Annotated in this window: 20 protein-coding genes and 1 riboswitch; of the genes, 13 read left to right on the top strand and 7 right to left on the bottom strand. The window is 68.1% G+C overall.

Annotation, left to right across the window (positions count from 1 at the left end; all coding sequences use genetic code 11):
- Positions 1 to 28: 28 nt before the first annotated feature.
- The 5 genes from SOM08_RS09245 to cysS form a co-directional block, all read right to left on the bottom strand.
- On the bottom strand, positions 29 to 1,309 hold the full coding sequence (locus SOM08_RS09245; RefSeq protein ID WP_116957698.1) for an aspartate kinase: 1,281 nt from the start codon (positions 1,307 to 1,309) through the stop codon (positions 29 to 31).
- Positions 1,310 to 1,407: 98 nt separating this feature from the next.
- The gene (tilS, locus tag SOM08_RS09240) at positions 1,408 to 2,433 is read right to left on the bottom strand and encodes a tRNA lysidine(34) synthetase TilS (protein WP_245980805.1); all 1,026 of its coding nucleotides are present in this window, start codon (positions 2,431 to 2,433) and stop codon (positions 1,408 to 1,410) included.
- Entirely contained in the window at positions 2,369 to 3,355 is a 987-nt protein-coding gene (locus tag SOM08_RS09235) for an acetyl-CoA carboxylase carboxyltransferase subunit alpha (protein WP_116957696.1), read from the bottom strand. The genes tilS and SOM08_RS09235 overlap by 65 nt, the downstream gene beginning before the upstream one ends.
- Positions 3,356 to 3,379: 24 nt before the next feature.
- Positions 3,380 to 4,018: a DNA-3-methyladenine glycosylase family protein gene (locus SOM08_RS09230; RefSeq protein WP_116957695.1), complete on the bottom strand. Its 639-nt coding sequence runs from the start codon at positions 4,016 to 4,018 to the stop codon at positions 3,380 to 3,382.
- Positions 4,018 to 5,466 carry a cysteine--tRNA ligase gene (gene cysS, locus SOM08_RS09225; RefSeq protein WP_322470543.1) on the bottom strand — a complete coding sequence of 483 codons (1,449 nt, stop codon included), beginning with the start codon at positions 5,464 to 5,466 and terminating at the stop codon, positions 4,018 to 4,020. Before cysS ends, SOM08_RS09230 begins: the two co-directional genes overlap by 1 nt.
- Positions 5,467 to 5,688: 222 nt before the next feature.
- Between cysS and SOM08_RS09220 the strand changes: the two genes are divergently transcribed.
- From SOM08_RS09220 to SOM08_RS09200, 5 genes are read left to right on the top strand one after another with little or no spacing between them, the layout of a single operon-like run.
- The gene (locus SOM08_RS09220; RefSeq protein WP_322470542.1) at positions 5,689 to 6,270 is read left to right on the top strand and encodes a tetratricopeptide repeat protein; all 582 of its coding nucleotides are present in this window, start codon (positions 5,689 to 5,691) and stop codon (positions 6,268 to 6,270) included.
- Between the two features lie 11 nt (positions 6,271 to 6,281).
- The gene (locus SOM08_RS09215; RefSeq protein WP_116957692.1) at positions 6,282 to 6,875 is read left to right on the top strand and encodes a peptidylprolyl isomerase; all 594 of its coding nucleotides are present in this window, start codon (positions 6,282 to 6,284) and stop codon (positions 6,873 to 6,875) included.
- A 2-nt stretch (positions 6,876 to 6,877) separates the two neighbouring features.
- On the top strand, positions 6,878 to 7,384 hold the full coding sequence (locus SOM08_RS09210) for a peptidylprolyl isomerase (protein WP_070398074.1): 507 nt from the start codon (positions 6,878 to 6,880) through the stop codon (positions 7,382 to 7,384).
- A gap of 17 nt (positions 7,385 to 7,401) precedes the next feature.
- The gene (locus tag SOM08_RS09205; RefSeq protein WP_116957691.1) at positions 7,402 to 8,202 is read left to right on the top strand and encodes a UDP-2,3-diacylglucosamine diphosphatase; all 801 of its coding nucleotides are present in this window, start codon (positions 7,402 to 7,404) and stop codon (positions 8,200 to 8,202) included.
- Positions 8,199 to 9,053 carry a M90 family metallopeptidase gene (locus SOM08_RS09200; RefSeq protein WP_322470541.1) on the top strand — a complete coding sequence of 285 codons (855 nt, stop codon included), beginning with the start codon at positions 8,199 to 8,201 and terminating at the stop codon, positions 9,051 to 9,053. The genes SOM08_RS09205 and SOM08_RS09200 overlap by 4 nt, the downstream gene beginning before the upstream one ends.
- On the opposite strand, the gene SOM08_RS09195 is transcribed toward SOM08_RS09200, so the two are convergent.
- Entirely contained in the window at positions 9,043 to 11,682 is a 2,640-nt protein-coding gene (locus tag SOM08_RS09195) for a DUF349 domain-containing protein (RefSeq protein ID WP_322470540.1), read from the bottom strand. The genes SOM08_RS09200 and SOM08_RS09195 overlap by 11 nt on opposite strands.
- A 92-nt stretch (positions 11,683 to 11,774) precedes the next feature.
- Complete coding sequence (locus SOM08_RS09190) at positions 11,775 to 15,485, bottom strand: DUF748 domain-containing protein (protein WP_322470539.1); 3,711 nt, start codon at positions 15,483 to 15,485, stop codon at positions 11,775 to 11,777.
- Positions 15,486 to 16,158: 673 nt separating this feature from the next.
- On the opposite strand from SOM08_RS09190, the gene SOM08_RS09185 reads away from it, so the two are divergent.
- The 8 genes from SOM08_RS09185 (at position 16,159) to SOM08_RS09150 (ending at position 25,865) form a co-directional block, all read left to right on the top strand.
- Positions 16,159 to 17,037 (top strand): lytic transglycosylase domain-containing protein, encoded by an 879-nt coding sequence (locus tag SOM08_RS09185; protein ID WP_116957687.1) that lies wholly within the window; start codon positions 16,159 to 16,161, stop codon positions 17,035 to 17,037.
- 50 nt (positions 17,038 to 17,087) lie between these two features.
- A riboswitch (ZMP/ZTP riboswitch) is annotated at positions 17,088 to 17,249 on the top strand.
- A 35-nt stretch (positions 17,250 to 17,284) separates the two neighbouring features.
- Entirely contained in the window at positions 17,285 to 18,526 is a 1,242-nt protein-coding gene (gene glyA, locus SOM08_RS09180; RefSeq protein ID WP_322470538.1) for a serine hydroxymethyltransferase, read from the top strand.
- Between the two features lie 16 nt (positions 18,527 to 18,542).
- Positions 18,543 to 18,992: a transcriptional regulator NrdR gene (gene nrdR, locus SOM08_RS09175; protein ID WP_116957685.1), complete on the top strand. Its 450-nt coding sequence runs from the start codon at positions 18,543 to 18,545 to the stop codon at positions 18,990 to 18,992.
- Between the two features lie 184 nt (positions 18,993 to 19,176).
- Complete coding sequence (locus SOM08_RS09170) at positions 19,177 to 19,731, top strand: GspH/FimT family pseudopilin (RefSeq protein WP_322470537.1); 555 nt, start codon at positions 19,177 to 19,179, stop codon at positions 19,729 to 19,731.
- Positions 19,732 to 19,778: 47 nt separating this feature from the next.
- The gene (gene pilV / locus SOM08_RS09165; protein ID WP_416187003.1) at positions 19,779 to 20,324 is read left to right on the top strand and encodes a type IV pilus modification protein PilV; all 546 of its coding nucleotides are present in this window, start codon (positions 19,779 to 19,781) and stop codon (positions 20,322 to 20,324) included.
- The gene (locus SOM08_RS09160; RefSeq protein WP_322470535.1) at positions 20,321 to 21,376 is read left to right on the top strand and encodes a PilW family protein; all 1,056 of its coding nucleotides are present in this window, start codon (positions 20,321 to 20,323) and stop codon (positions 21,374 to 21,376) included. Before pilV ends, SOM08_RS09160 begins: the two co-directional genes overlap by 4 nt.
- Positions 21,377 to 21,387: 11 nt before the next feature.
- On the top strand, positions 21,388 to 22,101 hold the full coding sequence (locus SOM08_RS09155) for a pilus assembly PilX family protein (protein WP_322470534.1): 714 nt from the start codon (positions 21,388 to 21,390) through the stop codon (positions 22,099 to 22,101).
- A 20-nt stretch (positions 22,102 to 22,121) separates the two neighbouring features.
- Positions 22,122 to 25,865 carry a pilus assembly protein gene (locus SOM08_RS09150; protein WP_322470533.1) on the top strand — a complete coding sequence of 1,248 codons (3,744 nt, stop codon included), beginning with the start codon at positions 22,122 to 22,124 and terminating at the stop codon, positions 25,863 to 25,865.
- Position 25,866 lies beyond the last annotated feature (1 nt).

The raw sequence follows: 25,866 nt of genomic DNA, 5'->3' as shown, positions 1-25,866 counted from the left end.
CCCCAAAGCACACGCGGGCCAGGCCCTCTCAGGCGCTGATCGTGTCGGCGGCCTGGTCGAGATCGAACTCGCGGTGCAACGCGCGCACGGCCAGCTCCATGTACTTCTCGTCGATGACCACCGAGGTCTTGATCTCCGAGGTGGAGATCATCTGGATGTTGATGCCTTCGGTGCTGAGGCAGCGGAACATGCGGCTGGCCACGCCCACGTGGCTGCGCATGCCGATGCCCACGATGCTGACCTTGCAGATGCGGTTGTCGCCCACCACGTCGGCGGCGCCCAGCGCGGGCACGACCTGTGACTTGAGCAGGTCCAGCGTCTTCTGGTATTCGTTTCGGTGCACCGTGAAGCTGAAGTCGGTCTTGCCGTCCTTGCTCAGGTTCTGGATGATGACGTCGACCTCGATGTTGGCGTCGGCGACCGCGCCCAGGATCTGCGCGGCGATGCCGGGCTTGTCGGGCACGCCGAGCACCGAGACCTTGGCCTCGTCGCGGTTGAAGGCAATGCCGGAAACGACGGCTTGTTCCATGTCTTCGTCTTCCTCAAAAGTGATCAGGGTGCCGGAGGCCGCTTCTTCGGCCAGGTCGATGTCCCAGGGCGTGAAGCTGGAGAGCACGCGCAGCGGCACGTGGTACTTGCCCGCGAACTCCACCGAGCGGATCTGCAGCACCTTGGAGCCCATGCTGGCCATCTCCAGCATTTCCTCGAAGCTCACGCGCAACAGGCGGCGCGCCTCGGGCACCACGCGCGGGTCGGTGGTGTAGACGCCGTCGACGTCGGTGTAGATCAGGCACTCGGCGGCCTTGAGCGCCGCGGCCACGGCCACGGCCGAGGTGTCGCTGCCGCCGCGGCCCAGCGTGGTGATGTTGCCGCCGTCGTCGATGCCCTGGAAGCCGGTGACGATGACCACCTTGCCCGCGTCCAGGTCGGCGCGCACGCGCGCGTCGTCGATGGATTCGATGCGGGCCTTGGTGTAGGCGTCGTTGGTCTTGATCGGCACCTGCCAGCCCGCGTAGCTCACCGCCTCCAGGCCTTCGGCCTGCAGCGCGATGGCCAGCAGCGCGGAGGAGGCCTGTTCGCCGGTGGCCGCCAGCATGTCGAGTTCGCGGCCATAGGACGTGCCCGGTTTGGCGGGCGCGAGTTCCTTGGCGAGCGCCAGCAGGCGGTTGGTTTCGCCGCTCATGGCGCTGGGCACCACCACCATCTGGTGGCCGGCCTTGTGCCATTTGGCGACGCGACGCGCGACGTTGCGGATGCGTTCGGTCGACCCCATAGAGGTGCCGCCGTACTTGTGAACGATGAGGGCCATTGGAAGGGAGGAAGGACGCGGCGCGGCGCGTCCTTCAGGGCTTCGTCGGGGCGCGCGCCGCACAGCCACTGGGGCCGGGCAGAACCGCGGGATTATACCTAGGGGGTATAGGCCAGGCACGGGCCATCGCGCACCACGAAGCCCTCGGCCACCTTGAGCCGGATCGCGTGGCCGCGCGTGCGGCAGGCCCCGACCTGGTCGAGCAGTTCGTCGAGCTGCGCGGCGCTGGGCGCCACGCCGTGCGCGCGGCGCAGCCAGTGCCGCAAGGCGTTGGCCTGGCGGTCGCGCGACAGGCCCTGCAGGGTGGCGATGCGCGGCGGCTCGCCGCTGGCCGCCAGGTCCAACGCCGCCAACTCGTCCAGCAGGCGCTGCGCCTGCGCCGCGTGCGCCGCGCTGCGCGCGAGCGCCGCGCGGTAGCCCGGAAAGGCGCGCGCCCAGGCCGGCATCAACTGCGCGCGGATGCGGTTGCGCGTGTAGCGCTCGTCGCCGTTGCTGGGGTCGTCGACGAAACGCTGGTCGCGCGCGATCAGCGCTTCGCGCAACGTGTGCGCGGGCACGCCGAGCCAGGGCCGGCCAAACCGCTGACCATGGCGCTCGAAGGCCTCGGGCATGGCGGACAGGCCGGGCAGGCCCGCGCCGCGCGAGAGCGCGAGCAGCACGGTCTCGGCCTGGTCGTCGCCATGCTGCGCGAGCAGCACCCAGCCGATGCCCTGGTCCCGCGCCAGGCCGGCCAGCGCGGCGTAGCGCGCGAGCCGGGCCGCGTCCTCGGGGCTTTGGCCCGGTGCGTGCCGGGCGTCGACGCGGGCCACCTGCACGGGCAGGCCCAGGGACGCCGCGACCTCACGCACGCAGGCCTCGAAGCCGTCGGCTGCGGCCTGCAGGCCGTGGTGCACGTGCAGGGCCACGCAGCGCCCCGGCCAGCGCGCGTGCGCGGCCAGCAGCAGGGCGACCGAGTCGGCGCCGCCGCTGCAGGCGATGCCGATCGGCGCGGTGTCCTGGTCGAGGGCGTGGCGCGCCGCCCAGCGCTGCAGCTCGGCGGCACCGGGAAAAGCGTCCGCCTCAGCGGCGGTCTTTGGCGTCGGCCTTGGTGTCGGTGAAGCGGCCATAGCCATCGAGGCGCGCATGGCGGCGCTCCAGCAGTTCCTTCACCTTGAGGTCGGCCACCTGGCGGTAGGCGTCGGCCAGGGCGCGCTTGAGGAAGGCGGCCATCTGCTTGTGGTCGCGGTGCGCGCCGCCCACGGGCTCGTTGACGATCTTGTCCACCAGGCCCAGGGCCTTGAGGCGGTGCGCCGTGATGCCCAGGGCCTCGGCCGCGTCGCTCGCGCGTTCGCTGGTCTTCCAGAGGATGGAGGCGCAGCCCTCGGGGCTGATCACCGAATACACCGAGTACTGCAGCATCAGCACCTGATCGGCCACGGCGATGGCCAGCGCGCCGCCGGAACCGCCCTCGCCGATGATGGTGGAGATGATGGGCACCTCGAGCTGCGCCATCTCGAAGATGTTGCGCCCGATGGCCTCGGACTGGCCACGCTCTTCGGCGTCGATGCCCGGATAGGCACCCGGCGTGTCGACGAAGGTGAACACCGGCAGCTTGAACTTCTCGGCCAGCTTCATCAGCCGCAGGGCCTTGCGGTAGCCCTCGGGCTTGGTCATGCCGAAGTTGCGCAGGCCGCGCTCCTTCGTGTCACGGCCCTTCTGGTGGCCGATGACCATGCAGGGCTGGCCGTTGAAACGCGCCATGCCGCCGACGATGGACAGGTCGTCGGAGAAGTGGCGGTCGCCGTGCAGCTCGACGAAGTGCGTGAAGATTTCGCGCACGTAGTCCAGCGTGTAGGGCCGGTCGGCATGGCGCGCGATCTTGGTGATCTGCCAGGGTGAGAGGTTGCTGTAGATGTCCTTGGTGAGCTGCAGGCTCTTGGACGCCAGCTTGTCGATCTCTTCGGAGATGTCGACCGCCGATTCGGTCTGGACGTAGCGCAGTTCCTCGATCTTGGATTCGAGTTCCGCGATCGGTTGCTCGAAGTCGAGAAAGTTCTTTTTGGCCAAGATAGGCTCCTTTGCTCAGGCGGCTCAATAGCTCACGGGGAGCGGATCGAGCGACCGCCAAATATACCAAGTGGCCACGCTGCAGAACGGGGCCCAGGAGCCGGCCACCTCGCGGATCTCGCTGCGGCTGACGGGCTCACCCGAAAAATAGGCCTGACTGATGCCGTTCTGCAAGCCGAGGTCGTCCAGCGGTAGCACGTTGGGCCTCATGAGGTGGAAGATGAGGAACATCTCGGCCGTCCAGCGGCCGATGCCGCGGATGGCCACCAGCTCCGCGATGATGGCCTCGTCGTCCATGTGCGGCCACTCGTTCACGCGCACGCGCTTGTCCGAGAAATGCAGCGCCAGGTCCACCAGGTACTCGACCTTGCGCACCGACAGGCCGGCCGCGCGCATGTCGTCCACCTTGAGCTTGAGCACCTGCGCGGGCGTCATCTTGCGGGTGAGCGATTCGAAGCGGTCCCACACCGACTGGGCGGCCTTCACCGAAATCTGCTGGCCCACGATGCTGCGCGCCAGCGTGACGAAAGCGTCGCCCCGCGACTGCAGGCACACGTCGGGGTGGCGCGGGATGAGCTTCTTCATCACGCGGTCGCGCTTCATCAGGTGCTTGCAGGCGTCCTGCCAGTAGGCGGGCTCGGGCACGGTCAGCACGGCGCTCATCAGGCGCGCTCCCAGGTGGTGCCTGCGGCGCTGTCTTTCAGCACGATGCCCTGGCCGAGCAGCTCGTTGCGGATGCGGTCGGCTTCGGCGAAGTTCTTTGCTTGCTTGGCTGCGGCGCGCGCGGCGATGCGCGCGGCGATGGCGGGCTCGTCCAAGCCCGATGTCACATGGGCATTGCCAGAGACGCAGGCGCCCTGCCCAACAAGGGCACCAGACGCTTCATGATGCCTAGATGGTCCGCCCTGCAACCATGCCATCGGATCGGCCTGCAACAACCCCAGCACGCCGCCCAGCGCGCGCAGCAGGCCCGCGTGGCGCGGGTCCTTGCCGCGGTTGACCTCGCTCGCGAGCTCGAACAGCACGCTCAAGGCCACCGGCGTGTTGAAGTCGTCGTCCATCGCGGCCTTGAAGCGCGCGGCGAAGGGCTCGCGCCAGTCGATGGAAACGTCCGCCGCTTTCACCACCGACAGCGCGGTGTACAGGCGCTTGAGCGCGGCGCGCGCGTCGTCCAGGTGGGCGTCGCTGTGGTTGAGCGGGCTGCGGTAGTGGGCCCGCAGCATGAAGAAGCGCACCGTCTCGGCGTCGTACTTCTGCAGCACCTCGCGGATGGTGAAGAAGTTGCCCAGGCTCTTGGACATCTTCTCGTTGTCGACGTTGACGAAGCCGTTGTGCATCCACACCGCGGCCAGCGGCACGCCGTTGGCGCCCTCGCTCTGCGCGATCTCGTTCTCGTGGTGCGGGAACTGCAGGTCGGCGCCGCCGCCATGGATGTCGAAGGTCTTGCCGAGCAGCGCGCAGGCCATGGCCGAGCACTCGATGTGCCAGCCCGGACGGCCGCGGCCATAGGGCGAGTCCCACTGCGCGTCGGCGGGTTCGTCGGGCTTGGCGGCCTTCCACAGAACGAAGTCCAGCGGGTCGCCCTTGCCCTGGGCCACGGCCACGCGCTCGCCCGCCTGGAGTTCGTCGAGCGTCTTGCCGGAGAGCTTGCCGTAGCCGGGGAAGCGGCGCACCGCGTAGTTCACGTCGCCGTCGGCCGCGCGGTAGGCCAGTTGCTTGTCTTCGAGCGCGCGCACGATGTCGAGCATCTGCGGCACGTAGTCGGTGGCGCGCGGGTCGTGCGTGGGGCGTGCGATGCCCAGGGCGTCGAAGTCCTGGTACATGGCCTCGATCATGCGGTCGGTGAGGCCGCGCACCGTTTCACCGTTCTGCACCGCGCGGCGGATGATCTTGTCGTCGATGTCGGTGATGTTGCGCACGAAGGTGACGCGGTAGCCACTGGCCTCGAGCCAGCGGCGCGCGACGTCGAAGGCGATGTTGGAGCGGGCGTGGCCCACATGGCACAGGTCGTAGACCGTGATGCCGCAAACGTACATGCGCACGTGGCCGGGCTCGATGGGCGCGAAAGGCTCGAGCCGGCGCGTGAGGGTGTTGTGGATATGCAGGGTCATCGCAAGGCGCAGGGCAGGCGCGGTGCCGACCGCTTCCAACCACGCTCGCCAGCGCGGCGCCTCACGGGTCCGGCGCCCCGCAGGCACGGTCTGAAACGACCGGCTCGCCGGTACCCCTCAGATACAATGCGCCAGTATATCGACGCCCATCCCGCGCACGCACGCACCGATGGGCGCCACTGGTCGGGCATCCGCTTCGCCCGGCGCATCCCATGAGGTTCCATGTCTCACCGAGCTTCACCGCTGGACCGCGCCGTCCTCGCTTGTTTCCGTGGTTTCACCCGTGCGCTGCTGGTCGGCCTGGCCGCCGCCCTGCCCTGGCTGGCGCAGGCCCAGTCGCCCAGCATCCCCGCGCCCTCGGCCTACGACGAGGTCTCGCGCCTCATGCGGGCCCAACAGCTGGACCAGGCCCTGAGCCGCGCGCAGGACTACCTGCGCAGCAACCCGCGCGATCCGCAGATGCGCTTCCTGCTCGGCGTGGCGCAGAACCAGAAGGGCGACAGCGCGGCCGCGCTCGAGACGTTCACCAGCCTCACGCAGGACAACCCCGAGCTGCCCGAACCGCACAACAACCTGGCCGTGCTGCACGCCGCGGCCGGCCGCTACGACGAAGCCCGCGTTGCGCTCGAGGCCGCCATCCGCGCCAACCCGCGCTACGCGGTGGCGCTGGAGAACCTGGGCGACGTCCATGCGCGGCTGGCCGAGCGCGCCTGGCAGCGCGCGCGCGAGATCGACACGCAGAACCCGCGCCTGGCGCCCAAACTCAAAGCCGTGCAGAACCTGCTCGCCCCACCCCCCCGCTGAGGACTTCGCCCATGACACTGCACCGCCGCGGCTTCGCCCGCCTGGCCACCGCGCTGACCACCAGCCTGACGCTCGCCCTGGCCTTCGCGGCCCAGGCCCAGGACAACAAGGCCCCGCGCGTGCGCCTGTCCACCTCGCTCGGCGACATCGTCGTCGAGCTCGACCCCGCCAAGGCGCCGAAGACGGTCGAGAACTTCCTGCAGTACGTTAAGGACAAGCACTACGACGGCACGGTGTTCCACCGCGTGATGGGCAACTTCATGATCCAGGGCGGCGGCTTCACGGCCGACATGCAGCAAAAGCCCACGCGCGCGCCCGTGCCGCTCGAGGCCGGCAACGGCCTGAAGAACGACCGCGGCGCCATCGCCATGGCGCGCACCGGTGACCCGGACTCGGCCACCTCGCAGTTCTTCATCAACGTCGTGAACAACCCGGGCCTCAACGCGCCCTCGCCCGACGGCCACGGCTACACCGTGTTCGGCAAGGTGGTCGCCGGCATGGACGTGGTCGACAAGATTCGCGCGGTGCCCACCGGCAACCGCGGCATGCACCAGAACGTTCCGCAGACCCCCGTCACCATCGTCAAAGCCAGCCTGGAGAAATGAACATGGCCAATCCGAAAGTCGAACTGCACATCGCCGGCATGGGCGTCATCACGCTCGAACTCGATGCCGAGAAGGCGCCGCAGTCCACCGCCAACTTCCTGGCCTATGTGAACAAGGGCCACTACGACAACACCGTGTTCCACCGCGTCATCCCCGGCTTCATGATCCAGGGCGGTGGCTTCGAACCCGGCATGAACCAGAAGCCCACCGACAAGCCGATCCAGAACGAGGCCAACAATGGCCTGAAGAACGACGTCTACACCGTGGCCATGGCGCGCACCAGCGACCCGCACTCGGCCACCGCGCAGTTCTTCATCAACGTCACCAACAACGGCTTTCTCAACCACACCGCGCCCAGCGCGCAGGGCTGGGGCTACGCCGTGTTCGGCAAGGTGGTCGCGGGCAGCGAGATCGTCAAGCAGATCGAGGGCGCGCCCACGGGCCGCCGCGGCTTCCACGACGATGTGCCGAAGACCGACGTCGTGATCGAGAAAGCGGTCGCCGTCTGAGCGACCGGCCCACGCCCATGACCGAGCGCTTCCCCGAGCTGGTGGCGCCCGCGTCGTGGCGATCCGTCGAGCTGATCTCCGATCTGCACCTGCACGCGGGCGATGCGGCCACACACGCCGCCTGGCTCGCCTACCTCGCGCGCGCGCCGCGGCCCGACGCGCTCTTCATCCTCGGCGACCTGTTCGAGGTCTGGGTCGGCGACGACCTGCTCGCGCCCGACGAGGCGCACGACGACACCGACCGCCGTTTCTGGCGCGGCTGCGCCCAGGCGCTGAGCGGCTTCGCCCGCCACACCCCCACCTTCTTCATCGCCGGCAACCGCGATTTCCTGCTCGGCGCCGAGGGCCTGGCCGCCTGCGGCATGACGGCCCTGCACGACCCCACCGTGCTGGTGTTCGCCGGCCAGCGCTGGCTGCTGAGCCACGGCGACGCGCTGTGCCTGGCCGACACCGACTACCAGACCTTTCGCACCCAGGTGCGCGGCGCCGGTTGGCAACGCGACTTCCTTGCCCGCCCCCTGGCCGAACGCCAGGCCATCGCGCGCGATCTGCGCGCGCGCAGCGAGGCGCGCAAGCGCAGCCTGGGCCCCGACCCCGGCCTGTGGGCCGACGTCGACGCCAACGCGGCCACCGCCTGGCTCGAACAGGCCGGCGCCGCCACGCTGATCCACGGCCACACGCACCGCCCCGCCGAGCACACGCTGGCCCCCGGGCGCCGGCGCCTCGTGCTCAGCGACTGGGACGCGGGCGCCCGACCGCCGCGCGCCGATGCCCTGCGCCTGAGCGAGCGCGGCGCGCAGCGGGTGAGCGCCGCGTGAGCTGGCTGGCCTCGCTGCGGCGCCGCTGGCGCCGCCCCGCCCCCATTCCCGAGGCCCTGTGGCGCGATACGCTCGCGGCCCTGCCCTTTCTCGCCGCGCTGGACGGCGGGGACCGCGCGCGCCTGCGCCTGCTGTGCCAGCATTTCCTGGTCGAGAAGGAGTTCAGCGGCGCCAACGGCCTGGTGGTCACCGACGCCATGGCGCTGTCGATCGCGGCGCAGGCCTGCCGACCGCTGCTGCACCTGCACGGCCCCGGTGGACGCGCCCTGCGCCGCGCGCCCGACCTGCTCGACTGGTACGACGACTTCGTGGGCATCGTCCTGCAGCCCGGCGCCGTGCTGGCGCGCCGCAAGGTGCACGACGCCGCCGGCGTGGTGCACGAGTACACCGAGGCCCTGGCCGGCGAGGCCATGGACGGCGGCCCGCTGATGCTGAGCTGGGAGGACGTGGCCAGCGCGGGCGAGCGCGCCGCCATCGGCCACAACGTGGTGATCCACGAGTTCGTGCACAAGATGGACATGCGCGAACTGCAGGCCGGCGAGCACCCGCAGGGCGCGCCCACCCTGCCCCAAGGCTTCCTGGGCACGCGCAAGCCGCGCGAGGCCCGCGCGCGCTGGCAGCGCGTGATGAAGGAGCACTTCGAGGGCTTTCGCGAAGCCGTGTCCATGGCCGAGCGCTTCGGCGGCGAGCCGCCCTGGCTGGACGACTACGCCGCGAAGGACCCGGCCGAGTTCTTCGCCGTGACCTGCGAGGCCTATTTCGTGAGCCGCGAGCGCTTCGGACAGGAGTTCCCCGCCCTGCTGGCGCTCTACGACGCCTTCTTCCTCAGCGCGCGCCCGCTCAGCGTTTGAGCAGCGCCTTCAGCGCGGCCTGCAGGCGCCGCGCCGACTTCTCGTCGTGCGCCCCACCCAGCACCTGGGCCACGTCCTGCGCCCAGGTTTCCGTGGGCGACGGTGCGTTGCGGCGCGTGAGCAGCTGCAGCTGCAGCAGGCGGCGCTCGCTCAGGTGCTCGGCCGGGGTCGGCGCCTCGGCGGCGATCTCCAGGCGCAGCAGGGCCTCGGCGGGCAAGGCATTCGCGGGCTGGCCAAGCGCGGAGGCCCAGGCCGAGCGCTGGGCCGGCGCCACGCGCCCGCCCAGGGCCTGCGCGGCGGGCAGCTGCTGCGCGTCGCGCGCGCGCCAGGCGTCCAGCACCTGGGTGAGCACCTCGCCGTGCGCCTGCTCGGCCAGGCGGCGCAGGCTGGCCTGCGCGGCTTCCATGGCCTGGCGCTGCGCGCGAAAGGCGGTGTCGCCCAGGCGCGGGCCACGCGGCTCGCGGTCTTCGCGCGAATCGCGGAAGTCGCGGCGGTCACGGCCATCGCGACCGTCTCGGCCGCCGCGCGCGTCGGGGCGGCCAGGGCGGCCATCGCGGCGCGCGTCGCGGGGCGCGGGTTCGGCTTTCCTGGCGCCGGGGCGGTCGTCGCCCCGCATGGCCACCAGCTTGCGTGGCGCCGCCGGGGGCGCGGCGGGGGCCGGCGCGGTCTCGGCGCCATCGGCCGGTGCGGTCTCTCCGCCGGCGGCGGTCTCAGGCGCTGCGGCCGGCGTGGCCGCCGGTGCCGCGCGCCCGGCGGCCTCCAGCGCGGCCATGGCCGCGCGGATGCGCTGCGCGTCGCCCGACTGCGTGGCGGCCTCGAGCTCGCGCGAGGCGTCCAGCACGCGCTGGTCGACGGCGCTGAGCGCCCCCGCCTGCTGCTGGCGCTCGCTGGTCTTGCGCTCGAAGGCGGCGTCGATGGGCGAACGGAAGGCCTCCCACAGCTTCTGTTCCTGCTTGCGGTCGAGCGGCACCGCGTGCGCCTCGGCCTGCCAGCGCTGCTGCAGGGCCTTCACGGCGTCGATGCGCAGCGGCAGCGCCTGCGACAGCGCGGCGGCCTCCTCGATCAAGGCCCGGCGGCGCGCCACGCTCTCGGCCTGCGCGGCCTCCAGGCGCGCGTGCGCCTGGTGCATGGTGTCCTTCCACAGCGGCTGCACCTCGGCGAAGGCCTTCTCGCTCAGGTGGCCGGCCTGGCGCCAGCGCTCGGAGAAGGCATGCAGCTCGCGCAGCTGGGCTTTCCAGTCGCTGCTCTCGGCGTGCGCGGCGGTCCAGGCCTTGAGTTCGTCGATGATGGCCTGGCGCTGGGCGCGCGTGGCCTCGGCCTGATGGCGCACCTGCGACAGCCAGGCCTCCACGCCCTTGTGCGCCTCGGTGCAGGCCTCGTCGAAGCGCTTCCACAGGGCGTGGTTGGGCGCACCGCCCTGGTCGGTGGTCTTCCACTGTTCGCGCAGCTGGCGGATGGCCTCCTGCAGCTTGCGCCCGGTGGGCCGCTGGCCCTCGGGCGCCTGCGTCAGCGCCTCGGCCTTGGCCACCAGCTCCTCACGCAGCTGGTCGGCGCGCCAGCGCTGCCAGCCTTCGAGTTCGCCGGCTTGCGACAGCACGGCATGCGCGCGCGCTTCCAGCGCCTGGCCGATCAGGCGGCCGTGCTGCTTGAGCAGCTGGCGCAGCTCGGCCGCGGCCTTGGGCGTGGCCTTGCCATGGCCTTCGGCCACCTCGGCCTCGAGCGCGGCCACGGCCTTTTCGATCTCGGCGCCGGCGCGCTCGCGGCGCGCCTGCTGGGCCTGTTGCGCCTGCTCGTTGGCGGCCTGCTGCTCGGCGGGAGCCAGGCCGCGCGCGGCGCGCAGCTCGTCGGCCCACACGGGCACGGCGGGCAGCGGGGCATTGGCGTCGGCGGCGGCCGCGGTGGCCTGGGCCAGCGCGGCATCGAAGGCGTCCCAGACCAACTGCAGCTGCTGGCGCGAGGCCTCGAGCATGGGCGGGAACTTGGCCTCCACGCTGGCCCATTGCGGGTCCTGCGTCAGGCCGTCGATCTGCTGCTGCCACTGGGCCACGTCGCCGCGCAGCGCGTCGGCGGCCTGGCGGGCCTCCTGCCAGGGCTTGGTGGACAGCACCTCGATGCGCTGGGCGATCAGCACGGCGGCCTCGCGCTCCACCTGCACCGCGTGCTGCAGGTCCTCGATGGACTTGATGCGCTCGGCCAGGCGCTGGCGCAGCGTGGCCAGGGGCTCGCGCGACAGCGGCGCGCCGGCGCGCGCGGCGTCGCGCTGCCAGGCCAGGGCGTCGGCCAGGTTCAGGCGCGACGCGGCCAGCAGGGCCTCGGCCTTGGCCGACCATTCGCTGGCGGCCTGCTCCTGCGACTTCTGGCGCTTGAGCTCGTCGAGCTTTTCCTTCAACGCCTTGGCCGCGCCGCGGTCGCGCTGGCTGAGCTCCTTGAACACCTCGTTCATGTGCTCGGCCGAGGGATCGGTGGCGAGCCAATCGCGCACGCGCGCGGCGCGCTCGCCGGCGGTGGGGGCCGAGAAGACGCCGCCGGTGAGCGCGTCCAGGGGATGGGCGTTGGCGGACTTGGGGTTGGAGGGGGTGTTCACGGCGGGCTCGGGGGCGGATGTCTGGCGCGGAGAAAACAGCGACATGTGAAAAGGGCAGCGGATGCGCGGCGGGCCGCGCGGATAAACGCGTATTGTCGCCGCTCAGCGCGGCGCCGGCGCTCCTGCGGTCGCGCCGCTCAACGCGGCGCGAGTTGCAGTTCGGCCCGAGGCACCCACCGGTCGCCGCTGGCCCGGGTCTTGGGCGCGCCCAGGAACAGGCGGTCCTCGGGCAGGCGCAGGCCGGCCAGGAAGTCCTTCACCGCCACCGCGCGCGCCACCGCCAGCTCGCGCATGGTGTCCTCGGAGGGCGATTGGGCGGCCAACAGCAGCGCCTCCATTTCTTCCAGCGGAATGTCCTTGGCCAGACCGATGAGGTTGCGCGGCTTGGGGATGTCGGCGCGGCGGTAGGCCTCGCGCAGCAGTTCGGGGCGCTCCTGCGCGCTCACGCTCACGCGCGCGGGCACCTCACCGCCGGCGCGCGCGAGGCGGCGGCGCTTCTCGGCCTGCAGCAGCCCGTCCAGCCGGGCGCGCTGCCAGCCCGCGCGCTCGGCCTCCAGGTCGCTGTGGCCCACGATGGTGACCCGCAGCGCCGGCCGGTTCTCCAGTGCCTTGGCCAGTGACTCGAGCTGCGTGCGGTTGGCGTCGCTCAGCACGGCGCGGCCGGGATCGAAGCCGATCTGGCTGGCGTCCGCGCCGCCGCCCGAGAAGGCGCTGGCGATGAGCGAGAACGGCGCGGTGATGGCCTTGCCGATCAGGTTGACGATGACCCGCACGATCACCGGGCCGAGCCGGAACTGTGGGTCGTTGAGCGAGCCGCTGATGGGCAGGTTGATGTCGATCACGCCGTTGCGGTCGGCCAGCAGGGCCACGGCCAGCTTCACCGGCAGGTTCGCCGGGCTGTCGGGCACCCGCTCGCCGAAAGCGAGCTGGTTCAGCACGATCTGGTTGCTGGCGGTGAGCTGGCCGTTCGGCTCCACCTTGTAGGCCACGTCCACGCTGAGCTTGCCGCGCTCGATGCCGTAGCCCGCGTACTTCACGCTGTAGGGCGACAGCGGCGGCAGCTCCAGGTCGCGCACCACGCCCTTGATGTCCAGCGCCAGCGGCGTGGCCAACGGGTTGATGCGGCCATTGATGTCCAACGTGGCCGTGCCCTCGGCGCGGCCCTTGAGCGACAGCGTGGCCATCTCCGGCGGCTGGCCGGGCGCGGCCGGGGTGCTGGAAAACGCGCTGAGCGAGCCCGTGACCTCGCTGAGGTTGGCGCTGTAGTTGGGCCGCACGAAGTGGTCCGAGAACAGGATGCGGCCGTTGACCAGGCTGATGGGGCCGATGCGGATGTCGGCCGCCGGGCCGGGCGGCGGCGACGCGGCCGCCGCCACGTCGGTTGTGGTGGTGTCGGCGTTGGGCGCGGCCACGCCGGGTGCCGGGGCGGCGGGCGCGGCCGGCTCGCCCGGCGCGGGCTTGACCAGGTCCTGCAGGTTGAAGCGCCCGTTGGGGTCGATGGCGATGCGCGCGTAGTAGTCGCTCAGCACGGTCTCGGCCACCTGCACCGACAGGGGCTGCCCTGGCGCCTGGCGCACCCGCAGGCCACGCACCTGCAGCGACTGCCACTGCAGCAGTTCCTCGCCGGGCGAGCGGGTGTTGGCGCGGAAGTCCTCCACCGCGAGGTCCACCGCGGCCTGCACGCGCGGGCCCTTGGCCGGCAAGGCCAGATCGACGTCGCCGCGCACGCTGGTGTCGGCGCGCAGCAGCTCCAGGTTGAGGTAGTCGGCCAGGTAGGGCTCCAGCGCGTGCACGGGAAAGCGCTCCACCTGCACGCGGCCGCGCCAGTGCAGGTCGGGGCCGGCGCCGGCCGGCCCGGGCAGGCGCAGGCGGCCGTCGGCGGCCACGGTGCCGGCGGTGGCCCCCCCGCCGGCCACGCGCAGCCTGAGGTTCAGCGGCGCCTCGGGGGCGCGCTCGCCGGGGGGCTGCAGGTCCTGCAGGCGGACGTCGAAGCGGTCGAGGTCCAGCCGCACCGGGTTGGCCTTGCTGTCGTCGATGAAGCGCACGCGCCCGCCGCGCAGGCGGGCATCGGCCAGGCGCCAGGTCCAGGACGCGGTGGGCTCGGCCGCCGGGCCAGCCGCCTTCGTGGCCGCGGGCGCGGCCGGCGCGGGCGTGAGCCAGCGCTCCACCATCCAGCGCCCCTGCGCGTCGCGGTGGGCGTCGAGCACGGGGTTGTCCAGCGCCAGCTGGCCCAGCTCGGCGTGGTGTTTCGCCAGGTCGATCTTCAGCTCGGCCAGGCGCAGGCTGTCCAGCCGGGCCAGCGGGCGCTTGGCCGGGCCCAATTGCAGCTTCTCCAGCACCAGCTCCGCCCCCTGCAGGCCCAGCTGGTCGGGCTGGCCCTCGGCACCGCGCACCCAATCGAACACCAGGCTGGCGCGGGCGCGGCCGTCGAGTTCGGGCGCCAGCACGCTGGCCAGATAGGGCGCGGCCAGGCGCAGGCCCCAGTTGTCGAGCGCGGCGCGCACCTGGGCGCGGTCGCCCGCGACCTCGCCCTCGGCCTTGAGCGTGGCCTCGCCCACGGCGGCGGCGAGTTGCAGGCGCGCGGGGTCCTTCACCGGCCAGGCGATCGGCGCCAGCGTCAGCGATGCGATGCGCAGGTCCTGCTCGGCGCGGGGATGCACCGAGGCGTCGCGCCAGCGCACCAGGGCCTCGTGGAGTTCGAAGCCCTGCATGGCCAGTTGCCAGGCCGCTTCCGGCGCCGGGGCGGGGGCGGGGGCGGGTGTGGCCTCGGCCGCCGGGGCCATGGGCCAGCTGGCCGCCAGCCGCTGGAGATTGAGCCGCCCCTGCGCGTCGCGGCCCAGGTCGAGTTCGAGCCCCTGCCAGCGCACCGCGCCCAGGGCCACGCGCCGGCGCAGGGGCTCCACGCGCTGCAGCGCCACGTCCAGGCGCGGCGACAGCAGCAGGGGCGCGCCGCCCGCTTCGTCCAGGCGCAGGTTCGACAGGCCCACGGTGCCGGCCACCACCAGGGTCGGCTCGGCGTGCTGCTCGAAGTCGAGCGTCAGGTCCAGGTGCAGCGCCCCCGAAGTGAACTGCACCGGCCAGGCCTTGGGCCAGTACGGCCGGTAGGGGGCCAGGTCCAGCTCGGGTATCTGCAGCCGCGCGCGCGTCTGGTGGTCTTCGGCGAAGGGCGTGGTGGCCACGCGGCTGTCGAAGGCGCTGCCGTTGAGCGTGAAAGCCAGGCGCGGTTCGGTCACCACCTCGCGGCGCGAACCCAGGTTGCTCAGGAAGGGCACGGCGATCTGCAGGCCGTCCAGGTGGTGGGTCACGCCCACGGGCTCGTCCCGCACGCTGGCCTGGCCGTCGGCCACTTCTATATTGAAGACGGCGAAGCGCGCGGGCGAGTTGTCCTGGGGCCCGCTGGGCGGCGGCGGCGTCAGGCGCTGCAGCACGTCGTCGAAGTCCCAGCGCCCTCCCCCCAGGTGGCGCAGCGCCAGACGCGGCGTGTCGATCCTCAGGGCATCGATCACCGGCGCGAGCCTCACCAGGGACTGCAACTCCGCATTCATATAGAGCTGCTTCACCGACAGCAGGTCGTCGGCGCCCTCGGCGCCGGCCACCCGCAGGCCATCCACCCACAACTCCAGCGACCAGGGGTGAAAGCGCACCTGCTCCACCGTGACCGCACGGCCCAGCCGCTCGCTGCCCTGCTTTTGCAGCTGCCACTTCAGCAGCGGCGGCAGGCCCAGCCAGGTCAGACCCCACAGCAACAGCAGGCCGCCCGCCGCCCAGGCCACGCCCCGCGCGAGGCGCGAGCGCGGCGTGGCGGCGGGCGGAAGGGGGGCGGGGGTATCCGTTGCGGTGTCGGCCATGCGCGAGTGTCGCGCAAGCCAAGGCCCCGCCGCATGACGGCCCCAAAAACAAGAAACCCCGGCGGGAAAAACCCGCCGGGGTTGACGGCGGGCAATGAAGCACTTGCCGTCGGTTGGGTGGTGGGAGGGTGATGTCCCGCCAGCCGGGGAGCAAGAGATTGCTCCCAAGGGGGCCGTTCGGTGGAACTCCACCGGGTCGGCTGTGCCGGTCTGCGACCGACCGATGAAGCGTACGCCGCGCCACCGGTCGAATCAAGGCTCACGCGTCGCCCGACCATGGAACTTTTCAATCGTGGCCCGGCAACCCATTCCGGCCCCCCAAAACCCCGTTTTGCCCCATGAAAGGTGGGTATCGGCCGACCAGCGGTCATACGCCTGTCATCGCGCGCAAACCCGCGTGGCCATTGGCGGCGGCGCTGCGTTTGTCCACTTTGGCACGTCGGCCGACGATTTTATATTACTAATTATTCTTCAAACAGCGTTCAAAACCATTGACTGGCTATTAACGCCTCCCTACCATCCGCCGACTTTTGCCCACGCGAGGGTAAACCCGGGCCTGCACGGCAGGCCCACTCGTTGGAAGCGGCCCCCTGCGGCCCTCCACCGAGAGCCCCCCCAACGACCGCCCGCGCCGTTCCCACGAACGCCGCGGGCGACCTGCAAGGAGCGACCCATGAGGACCCACTCGCCGACGCCGCAGAAGAGCACGACACGTGCCCTGGCATCGTCCCTGAACCACGCCGCCTCCGACGTGTACCAGGGGTTCATCCACACCACGCAGAACAGCCTGGCGCTGCTCGGCACGGTGGCCGCGGTGGCCCTGCTCGTCTTCGGCATGCGCGCCGACCTGCGCGCCAGCGCCGAGGAGCGGCTGCTGAGCTGGCTGCTGCAGCGCCAGGAAGCGCAGCAGATGGTCGAGCGCGACGTCGAGGTGGAACCCACCGCCATCGACCGCGTGACCGTGGCCAACCTGCGCGACCTGACCGAGCAGCAGGCCAAAGTGACGCAGTGGCTCAGCCGCAAGTACCGCGTGGCGCCCGAGCCCGTGGGCGCCCTGGTGGCCGAGGCCTACCTGATCGGCGAGCGCAGCCGCCTGGACCCGACGCTGCTGCTGGCCGTGATGGCCATCGAGTCGCGCTTCAACCCCTTCGCCCAGAGCCCCGTGGGCGCCCAGGGCCTGATGCAGGTGCTCACGCGCGTGCACACCGACAAGTACGAGGACTTCGGCGGCGAGCTGGCGGCCTTCGACCCGCTGTCCAACCTGCGCGTGGGCGCGCGCGTGCTGAGCGACGCGGTCAAGCGCGCCGGCTCCCTGGAGGGAGGCCTGCGCCTGTACGTGGGCGCGGTCACCACCGACGGCAGTTGGTACATCAACCGCGTGATGGCCGAGCACCTGCGCATCCAGCGCGTGGCCCAGGGCAAGCCGCTCAAGCACTTCGACGCGCCGCCGCCGGCGCGCGCCATCCCCGTCAATGCGCCGGCGCCGAGCAACGAGGTCGAGGCCGAGGTCCGGCCCACGGTGGCGCCCCCGTCCACGGCCATTCCATCCTGAAGCCACCCGCCCGCGCGGCCGGCGGGATCCGCATCCCGCTGGGCTAAACTAGCGCGGTGCGCGACTGGCGATAGGCGGCCACCCCTTGCGGGGATCGGCCGCTGACGTGGACACCCGGCCCCCTGTTCAGGGCGACCACCGGGACAACCACTGGGAAGCGCACCGCCCGCGCCGCCAGGCCGGGCGTTCAGCCGTTCGCCTGGGCAGCCCTTGTCACGCGCAAGGTTCCTCGTCATTCAGGACTGCCATGTACGACCGCCGCATCCTCATCGAACAGACCGACCCCGAGCTGTTTGCCGCCATCCAGGCCGAAAACGCCCGCCAGGAACACCACATCGAGCTCATCGCGAGCGAGAACTACGCCAGCCCGGCCGTGATGGCCGCGCAGGGCACCCAGCTCACCAACAAGTACGCCGAGGGCTACCCCGGCCGCCGCTACTACGGCGGCTGCGAGTACGTCGACGTGGCCGAGCAGCTGGCCATCGACCGCATCAAGCAGCTCTTCGGCGCCGAAGCCGCCAACGTGCAGCCGCACTGCGGCGCCTCGGCCAACGAAGGCGTGTTCCTGGCCTTCCTCAAGCCCGGCGACACCATCATGGGCATGAGCCTGGCCGAAGGCGGCCACCTCACCCACGGCATGGCGCTCAACATGAGCGGCAAGTGGTTCAACGTGGTCTCCTACGGTCTCAACGAGAAGGAAGAGATCGACTACGACGCCATGGAGCGCAAGGCCCACGAGACCAAGCCCAAGCTCATCATCGCCGGCGCCTCGGCCTACAGCCTGCGCATCGACTTCGCGCGCTTCGCCAAGGTGGCCAAGGACGTGGGCGCGCTCTTCATGGTCGACATGGCGCACTATGCCGGCCTGATCGCCGCCGGCGTCTACCCCAACCCGGTGCCGCACGCCGACGTGGTGACCTCCACCACCCACAAGAGCCTGCGCGGCCCGCGCGGCGGCTTCATCCTCATGAAGGCCGAGCACGAGAAAGCCATCAACAGCGCCATCTTCCCCGGCCTGCAGGGTGGCCCGCTGATGCACGTGATCGCCGCCAAGGCGGTGGCCTTCAAGGAGGCGCTCTCGCCCGAGTTCAAGGCCTACCAGCAACAGGTGCTGAAGAACGCCCAGATCGTGGCCGAGACGCTCACCCAGCGCGGCCTGCGCATCGTGAGCGGCCGCACCGAAAGCCACGTCATGCTGGTCGACCTGCGCGCCAAGGGCATCACCGGCAAGGAAGCCGAGGCGGTGCTGGGCCAGGCGCACATGACGATCAACAAGAACGCCATCCCGAACGACCCCGAGAAGCCGATGGTGACCAGCGGCGTGCGCATCGGCACCCCGGCCATGACCACGCGCGGCTTCAAGGACGAGGAAGCGCGCCTGACCGCCAACCTGGTGGCCGACGTGCTCGACAACCGCGACCCGGCCAACATCGCCGCGGTGCGCGAGAAGGTCAACGCGCTGACCGCGCGTTTCCCGGTCTACCGCTGAACCCGGAGCGGCGGCGATGCGGTGCCCCTTCTGCGGCCATCTCGAGACCCAGGTGGTCGAGACGCGGGTCTCGGAAGACGCCGACTTCATCCGCCGCCGCCGCCGCTGCGGCCACTGCGAGAAGCGCTTCACCACCTACGAGCGGCCCGACGTCAGCTTTCCGATGGTGGTCAAGAAGGACGGCCGCCGCGTCGAGTACGTACCCGACAAGCTGCGCGCCTCCTTCGCGCTGGCCCTGCGCAAGCGCCCGGTGAGCACCGAGCAGGTCGATGCCGCGATCGAGCGCATCGAGGAAAAGCTGCTCAACCTGGGCGTGCGCGAGATTGCGGCCAACCGCATCGGCGAGATGGTGATGCGCGAGCTCAAGAAGCTCGACAAGGTCGCCTACATCCGCTTCGCCAGCGTTTACCGCAGCTTCGAGGACATCGACGAGTTCCGGGCGCTGGTGGATGAGGTGAAGCGCTGATGGCCTGCGGGCGCTCCAGTCCATCGGCGGATGCATGGCATGGAGAATAGGCGGAAAAAATAGTTCTTTAGGGGTATTTATTGACGAGAAAAAACCCCGTCGAAAAGCCAACCGTTCGTCTCGCACAGCCCACACTTCGGCGCTTGTGCCGGATACCCCTAGACCGCCCGTCGACAATCCGGGCGTGAAACATCCGCTAACCACCTACCGTTTCCATCGCCAGCAGCAGGGGTTCACGGTTATCGAGTTGATGACGGTGCTCACCTTGCTCGCCGTGCTGGCCGTGCTGGCGACGCCAGCTTGGCGAACCTTGGTGGTCCGCAACGCGATCCGCTCAATGACGAACGACTACACCCTTTCGGTGTACTTCGCCAGAACTGAGGCGGTTCGCCAGAACTCCCCCGTCACGATCTGCCCCAGCAACAACGGCACCAACTGCACCGATAGCGCACTGGAAGCCGGGTGGATCGTTTTCGCCGGCCTGCCCAATGCTGCCGCCCCAACCATCCTTCAAGACACTCTGCCGAGGGCGAGGGTTCGAACCGCGTTCAGCGACAACGCCGTAGCCAGTCGCGCCCTTACGTTCCTTCCCAACGGTCAGCCCGCCGCCAATTTCGCTGGGAACACACTGCGCGTGTGTTCAACCGAAGCGGACTTTGCCAATCTGTCGCGCGACATCACCATCACCCGGGCCGCGCGCATCAATGTGGTAACCCCTGGCGTATGCAACATTCCCTGACTTGCACAGGCCGCATTTCACGGCAACGTGGTGCCTCACTGCTAGAAGTGCTCATCACCATGCTGGTGGTGGCCATAGGCCTGCTCGGCGTTGCCGGACTGCAACTCGCCTCCACACGGTATCAGCAGACATCGACCGTACGCACACAAGCCCTCCTGCAAGCCGACGTCATCATCGAGAAGATGCGTGTCAACAATGCCAACCTCACCTTTTCGAATCTCCTGACAGCGCAAGCCAACCCCGAAACCGCCTATCTGGCAGAAGACGAGTACGACGCTGCCGACGCGTTACCCGATGACCCGGGATGCGGGCTTAGCGGTCAACCAGATTGCACCGCAGCGCAATCCGCCCAGCGCGATCTCCGCGAATGGCGGCAGTCACTCGCGCGTGAACTGCCAGGAGGGCGTGGTTCAATTTTCCCTGTCGCGAATGCAGGCGGAACGACGGAGCCCAATGCCCGTCTGGTGGTTGTCATGTGGCGTGAAAAGGCAGAGGCAGTCACCGACGAGAACACCGCCGAGGCCGCCGACGCATCCTGCCCTGGCGACCCAGTCCCTGGCATCCGGTGCCTCAACATTTGGGTGACACCATGAAGATCGCTTCGTCCACCGCACGACAAAGAGGTTTGACCCTCATTGAATTGCTTGTCAGTCTGGTCATCGGCCTGGTGATCCTGGCCGCGATTGGCACGGTCTACCTCAATACTACGAATACCACCCGGCAACGCGAAGACCAAGCGCAGTTGAACGAGCCTGCCAGGGTAGTGATGCGCATGTTGAAGCAAAGTCTTACGCAAGCGGGGTATGTGGATTTTTTTGACCTAGACGCCGCCAACCGCGCGCAGGCTGCGGCAGTGTTTGTGCCAGGCAACGCCGTGCAAACCAATATGTTCGTGCGGGTGCCGTCCGCCACACCCCTTCCTTCCCCGCTGAGCCAATTCTTCGGCGGTCTGACGCCGGTGTTTGGCTGCGATGGCGCCATGACGAGCTCACCCAACACAATCGCCACGTCGGCACCACCAGCAGCGCAAGCTTGCGGAGCAGCAAATGCCACGCGCCATACGCTGCAAATTGCCTACCAAGGACTGCCAAACAACCCGGCCAATCCAAGCAATAGCCTTGTGCCTGCGGATACGACCACTGGCGACGGCCTGGATTGCCTGCAGCGTGTGCCCGCTGCCGGGGTAATGGTGATCAATCGCTTCTCAGCCCCTGCGCCAGCGGCAGGCGCGGCGTCTCAATTGATGTGCGAGGGCTCTGGGGCAGCCGGTGCGCAACCCATTGCCGAAGGCGTCGAAGAGTTTGTGTTGCGCTATCAGATGTCGGCGCCTGGCACAGCCGGCAACCTCGTCGCCGCAGGCAGCGGACAACAACGCTATCTCAGTGCCAGCGACGTCACGGCCAGTGCGCAGGGTTGGGCTGCCGTCACGGCTGTCGAGATCTGCATCGTAGCGGCGACGCCCGTTACGTCTGGCGCAGCCGCGCAAGGCACGGCAGCGCTGCAAGCGACCCGACCCACTTGCACGCGGGATGCCGACGGCGCATTCGACGCGAACGTTGCCAGGGCGGCAGGTGACAACCGGTTATGGAAGCGATACGTCTCCGTTGTCTCACTTCGCAACGCAGTTTTCGCCACCCCCTTATGAGCCCGGCACACATGCATCGCCAACGCTCCAAGGGCTTCGTGCTCGTCACGAGCCTCATTTTCCTTATCGTGCTCTCGGTATTGGGAGTCATGGCCATGCGCGGCTCATTGTTTGAAGAGCGTATGGCCGCCAATGATCGCGACATGGCCACGGCCCGCGAATTCGCAGAAATGGCGCTACGCGATGCTGAGCGCGACATATTAGGATTGAGCTTCGACGGCACCACCTATTGCCGAGCCCCTGACGGCTCCACTGCGTGCACTACCGTACGCCCGCTCGGAACCCGGCCGACCAGCGATGCGGACTCCGGCAACTTCTGGGTGGCTGCCAATCCCATTGTCGATGACATTGGCCTAGACAATGGTGGAATCGGCAGCGCACCAGAGCAGCAGGGCGTATTCAATGCCCGCTCAGCCACCGCTTGCGGCATGCCTGTCTGGGGTGGGGCCAATTGGGGGGATGGTGCAGTCCCTCCCCGCAGTTGCGCCGGGGTGATTGGCGCCGCGGTACCAACCATCGCATACGGCACTTTCACCGATGCGCCCCTACCCGCGGGCGTTACGGCGCCCCGATACATCATCGAGTTGTTCAAAGCCGACGATCTCGGCATTACCCCACCGTCGAACAAGCTCTTCTTCCGCATCACCGCCGTAGGCTTTGGTCGCACGCAAGGCGTCGCAGGGCGCACGTCGGTGACTCTGCAATCGGTTTTCTCACCGCTTTGATCTCGCTCAGGAACCTCATCATGAAAACCTCATGTGAACTCCGACTGGCGGCAGGCCTGCTGGCCTCCGCCTTCGCGGTGACGGCGTTGGCATTCGAGCCTGTTCAGCAACCCCCCGCCACCAGCGCCGTGCCAGGCAACGTCATGTTGGCGCTGTCCGTCGAATTTCCGACAGGCCTCCAGGTCTCCTACACAAGTACGACGTACAGCAGCCCGACCAAATACGAGGGCTACTTCGACAATCGCAAATGCTATACCTACGACAGCACCGCTGAAGTATTCAATCCCACCAGCGCCATCACCTCGACCGGAGGGTGTGGCAGCTCCGAATGGAGCGGAAACCTGCTGAATTGGCTCACCATGACCAACTTGGATCAGTTTCGCTCGGTGATGACAGGAGGCACGCGCGACAATTTCTCCGCAAAGGCCCTGAGCAACAACAACTACTACGGCGACACCACGAGCCGCACCATCCTGATCCGATCATTTAGTGACCGGAACAGCTACAACCCAAACAAAACACTCCCCAGCGGCTCCAGCGCGCCACTCCCTAGCACTTTCCGGGGCAAGACCGTGCGCTCTGGGGGCTATGGCTCAAAATTCATTGTGTCTGACAGCGGTTTTTCCGATATGACAGACACACAACAAAGGCAGAGCTGTAGCCAACACACCGACTTGAACCGACTCGGATGTTTCAACATCCGAGTGTCGGCCTGCGTTATGTCGCCGGCTCAGGGGGTCACAGGAAATACCCGAGAAGCCAACTGCCAAGCCAAGTACTCGGGAGTGGCCAAGCCCGAAGGATTGATTCAAGAGTACGCGGCGACCCTGCGATTCGCAGCTTTCGGCTACCTCAACCAAACGGGAAATGACCGCAACGGCGGCGTGCTGCGTTCGGCCATGAAAAGCGTAGGGCCGGTCGCGGCCACCAGCACAGGCGTCACCACCAATGCAAACGTCGAATGGAACACGACCACTGGCGTCATCTTGGTCAACCCGGATCCCACCGATGCCACAGCGAGCGGCGTCAGCAATTCGGGCCTAATGAACTACCTCAACAAGTTCGGTTATGCCGCAGGCTACAAAGGCAATGACCCCGTCAGCGAGCTGTACTACGCGGCCCTGCGCTACATGCGCGGCTACGCACTGCCCACCAGCTACACAGACAACCTCACCAACGCCTATAAAGACGGGTTCCCTGTGATCACTGGCAGCGCCCATGAGCGGGGCGGCAACCGGGATCCGATGATCAACACCTGCCAGAAGAACTTCATCCTGGGAATTGGGGACATTTACACCCACCAAGATGGCCAGCTGCCTGGCAGAACCGGCGGACCCTCCGACCCCAACGGCTTGAACGTCGACACCCTGTGGAGCCACCTTACCGACCAAGAAGGCAGCACGTCATGGACAGGTGGCGCCAGCGGCGGCACACCCTACATCGCAGGACTCGCACATTGGGCAAACACCAATGACATCCGCGAGGAATCCGCCATGCCTGGCAAACAAACGGTTCGGACGTACTGGGTCGACGTGCTGGAAAACGGGAACGGCGTTGGTGGCATGCCCGCCGCCGGCACGCTGAAGACCCAGTACTGGCTCGCAGCCAAGTACGGCGGATTTGACAGCACACTGACCCCCGCAGACAACCCGAATGTGAAACTGGACCCCGCCAGTCCGGTGTCGTGGGACAAAGACGGCGATGGCGTCCCCGACACTTGGTTTGCGGGAAGCACGCCAACCTTGTTGAAGTCAGGCCTCGCTGCGGCCTTCAGCAACATCAATGCCGAAGCCGGTGCCGGCGCGGCTTCCAGTGCGGCGGTAACGTCTAGCCGCCAGACAGACACCAGTGAAATCATTTACGCGGGATATGACCCCAAAACCTGGACGGGAAATGTTCGTTCCTGTTCACCGACTCAGACCGCCACGCAATGCGCCAATAATCCTCGATGGGATGCATCCAATTGGCTCAACAGCGCCACCAATCCTGTCGCGGCCGCAGACAAGCTAACCCCCAGCACTCGAAAAATCTTCACGTCCACGCGCAGCGGCGGCACATTTGCATCGATGCCATTTCTGTGGGACAGCTTGAACAGCACGCAACAAAATACCCTGAATAGCGACGCCAACGGCGCCAACCGCGTCGCCTTTTTGCGTGGCGCTCGCACCCATGAGGGCACACTCTTTCGGGTCCGCCCCACCAACCTTCTGGGGGATGTCGTCAATGCAGGCGTTACCTATCTGGCCGGCCCTGGCCCCGCATTGACGGGCGCCAATTTTCCTGGCCATACCGCCTACAGAAACACCAATAAAACCCGACCAGCCGTGGTATATGTTGGGGCCAACGATGGCATGCTGCACGCGTTCTCCGGAGTCAATGGCAAGGAATTATTTGGCTATATCCCCGGAAGCGTATTTAACAAGCTGAATGGCCTATCGGCATTTAGCTTCCGTCATGAGTATTTGGTAGATGGCACGCCCATGGTGGGCGACTTTGAGAGAACCGGCTCAACCGCTACGGCCCCAAGCTGGGGCACGATATTGGTTGGAGGCCTGGGTGCTGGCGGGCGTGGTTATTATGCGCTCGACATTACCAATCAAAGCAATTTCGCAACTTCCACTGAAGCCGCATTGGCCTCCAGCGTTCCCATGTGGGAATTTACCTCCGCCGACGATGTGGACCTCGGTTTCACGTTCAATGAACCGTCAATCCATCCAGGCAATGGTACCTATCGCCAGATCTCGAAAGTGGCCGATGCGACAGAGGCAACTGGCGTTTGGCGGGTCATTGTGGGGAATGGCTATGGCTCGATTGACGCAAGCAACAACCCCATCGGCAAAGCCATTCTATTCATGCTGAACGCGAACACCGGGGCCGTCGCCACCAAACTCCAGGCCTATGCACCCACAGCAGCAAGTCCGGCTCAAAACGGGCTGTCCGCTCCCACGCCGGTAGATACCGATCGCGACGGTCTGATCGACACAGTCTACGCTGGTGACTATCTCGGCAATATGCATAAGTTTCAGTTTTCCAAAGCATCGGGCGGCGATTTCGTATTGGCCAAATCAGGGGAAGCCGACGGTGCTTGGCGCTACCTGGGCAAAGTGTATGCCTCTGGAGAGCCCATCACCACAGCGCCATCTGTAATACCCGCATGCTCAGGCATTGGCTGGAACGTGCTTTTTGGCACTGGGAAACTCAACGAAGCGGGTGACTATACCGACAACTCCGCCCGCGGTTTCTACAACGTGCTGGACCGCTCGCCGTCCTCTTCGCTCACGGTTCCTGCCACCGATCTCGCCACGATTTCCAGCTTTACCGAGCCGGTCCTTGGCGATGGATTCGTCGGTCGAAATTGGAGCACACCGAACCTGACAGGCAAACGTGGCTGGAAAATTTCATTCTCCGGTGGCGAGCGGGTTCTGACCAATTCCACGCTACCTCCTGATACCGGCGCAGTGTTGTTCGGCACCACCCAGCCTACGGGTGACATTTGCACCCCCGGAAATTCCGGATACCTGATGGCGGTCAACATCTGTTCTGGCGCAACCGGCGATCTGATCTTTAATGGCGTCGCAGTAGGTGGCGTTGCGGTCGACTCATCTGGCGTCATCAAAGTCAGCAACACCTACACCAGCCAACAAAACAAGCAAGTGGTGGTATGCAATCAAGAGCACTGCAAGGAAGTCGGTGGCGGCGGGCAATTCGCACCCAGCATTGCCCCACGCGGCCGCTACTCTTGGCGGGAACTTCTCTCGAAGTAAA

This window comes from Hydrogenophaga sp. SNF1 (assembly GCF_034421675.1).
Lineage (GTDB): Bacteria > Pseudomonadota > Gammaproteobacteria > Burkholderiales > Burkholderiaceae_C > Hydrogenophaga > Hydrogenophaga borbori.
This window is presented reverse-complemented; position numbering and strand designations above follow the sequence as displayed.

What these genes read in the sequence shown, in the direction of transcription:
- SOM08_RS09245 (WP_116957698.1), bottom strand. Translation starts at nt 1,309, where the DNA reads ATGGCCCTCATCGTTCACAAGTACGGCGGCACCTCTATGGGGTCGACC.
- tilS (WP_245980805.1), bottom strand. Translation starts at nt 2,433, where the DNA reads ATGCGCGCCTCGATGGCTATGGCCGCTTCACCGACACCAAGGCCGACG.
- SOM08_RS09230 (WP_116957695.1), bottom strand. Translation starts at nt 4,018, where the DNA reads ATGAGCGCCGTGCTGACCGTGCCCGAGCCCGCCTACTGGCAGGACGCC.
- cysS (WP_322470543.1), bottom strand. Translation starts at nt 5,466, where the DNA reads ATGACCCTGCATATCCACAACACCCTCACGCGCCGGCTCGAGCCTTTC.
- SOM08_RS09220 (WP_322470542.1), top strand. Translation starts at nt 5,689, where the DNA reads ATGTCTCACCGAGCTTCACCGCTGGACCGCGCCGTCCTCGCTTGTTTC.
- SOM08_RS09215 (WP_116957692.1), top strand. Translation starts at nt 6,282, where the DNA reads ATGACACTGCACCGCCGCGGCTTCGCCCGCCTGGCCACCGCGCTGACC.
- SOM08_RS09210 (WP_070398074.1), top strand. Translation starts at nt 6,878, where the DNA reads ATGGCCAATCCGAAAGTCGAACTGCACATCGCCGGCATGGGCGTCATC.
- SOM08_RS09205 (WP_116957691.1), top strand. Translation starts at nt 7,402, where the DNA reads ATGACCGAGCGCTTCCCCGAGCTGGTGGCGCCCGCGTCGTGGCGATCC.
- SOM08_RS09195 (WP_322470540.1), bottom strand. Translation starts at nt 11,682, where the DNA reads ATGTCGCTGTTTTCTCCGCGCCAGACATCCGCCCCCGAGCCCGCCGTG.
- SOM08_RS09190 (WP_322470539.1), bottom strand. Translation starts at nt 15,485, where the DNA reads ATGGCCGACACCGCAACGGATACCCCCGCCCCCCTTCCGCCCGCCGCC.
- SOM08_RS09185 (WP_116957687.1), top strand. Translation starts at nt 16,159, where the DNA reads ATGAGGACCCACTCGCCGACGCCGCAGAAGAGCACGACACGTGCCCTG.
- glyA (WP_322470538.1), top strand. Translation starts at nt 17,285, where the DNA reads ATGTACGACCGCCGCATCCTCATCGAACAGACCGACCCCGAGCTGTTT.
- nrdR (WP_116957685.1), top strand. Translation starts at nt 18,543, where the DNA reads ATGCGGTGCCCCTTCTGCGGCCATCTCGAGACCCAGGTGGTCGAGACG.
- SOM08_RS09160 (WP_322470535.1), top strand. Translation starts at nt 20,321, where the DNA reads ATGAAGATCGCTTCGTCCACCGCACGACAAAGAGGTTTGACCCTCATT.
- SOM08_RS09155 (WP_322470534.1), top strand. Translation starts at nt 21,388, where the DNA reads ATGCATCGCCAACGCTCCAAGGGCTTCGTGCTCGTCACGAGCCTCATT.
- SOM08_RS09150 (WP_322470533.1), top strand. Translation starts at nt 22,122, where the DNA reads ATGAAAACCTCATGTGAACTCCGACTGGCGGCAGGCCTGCTGGCCTCC.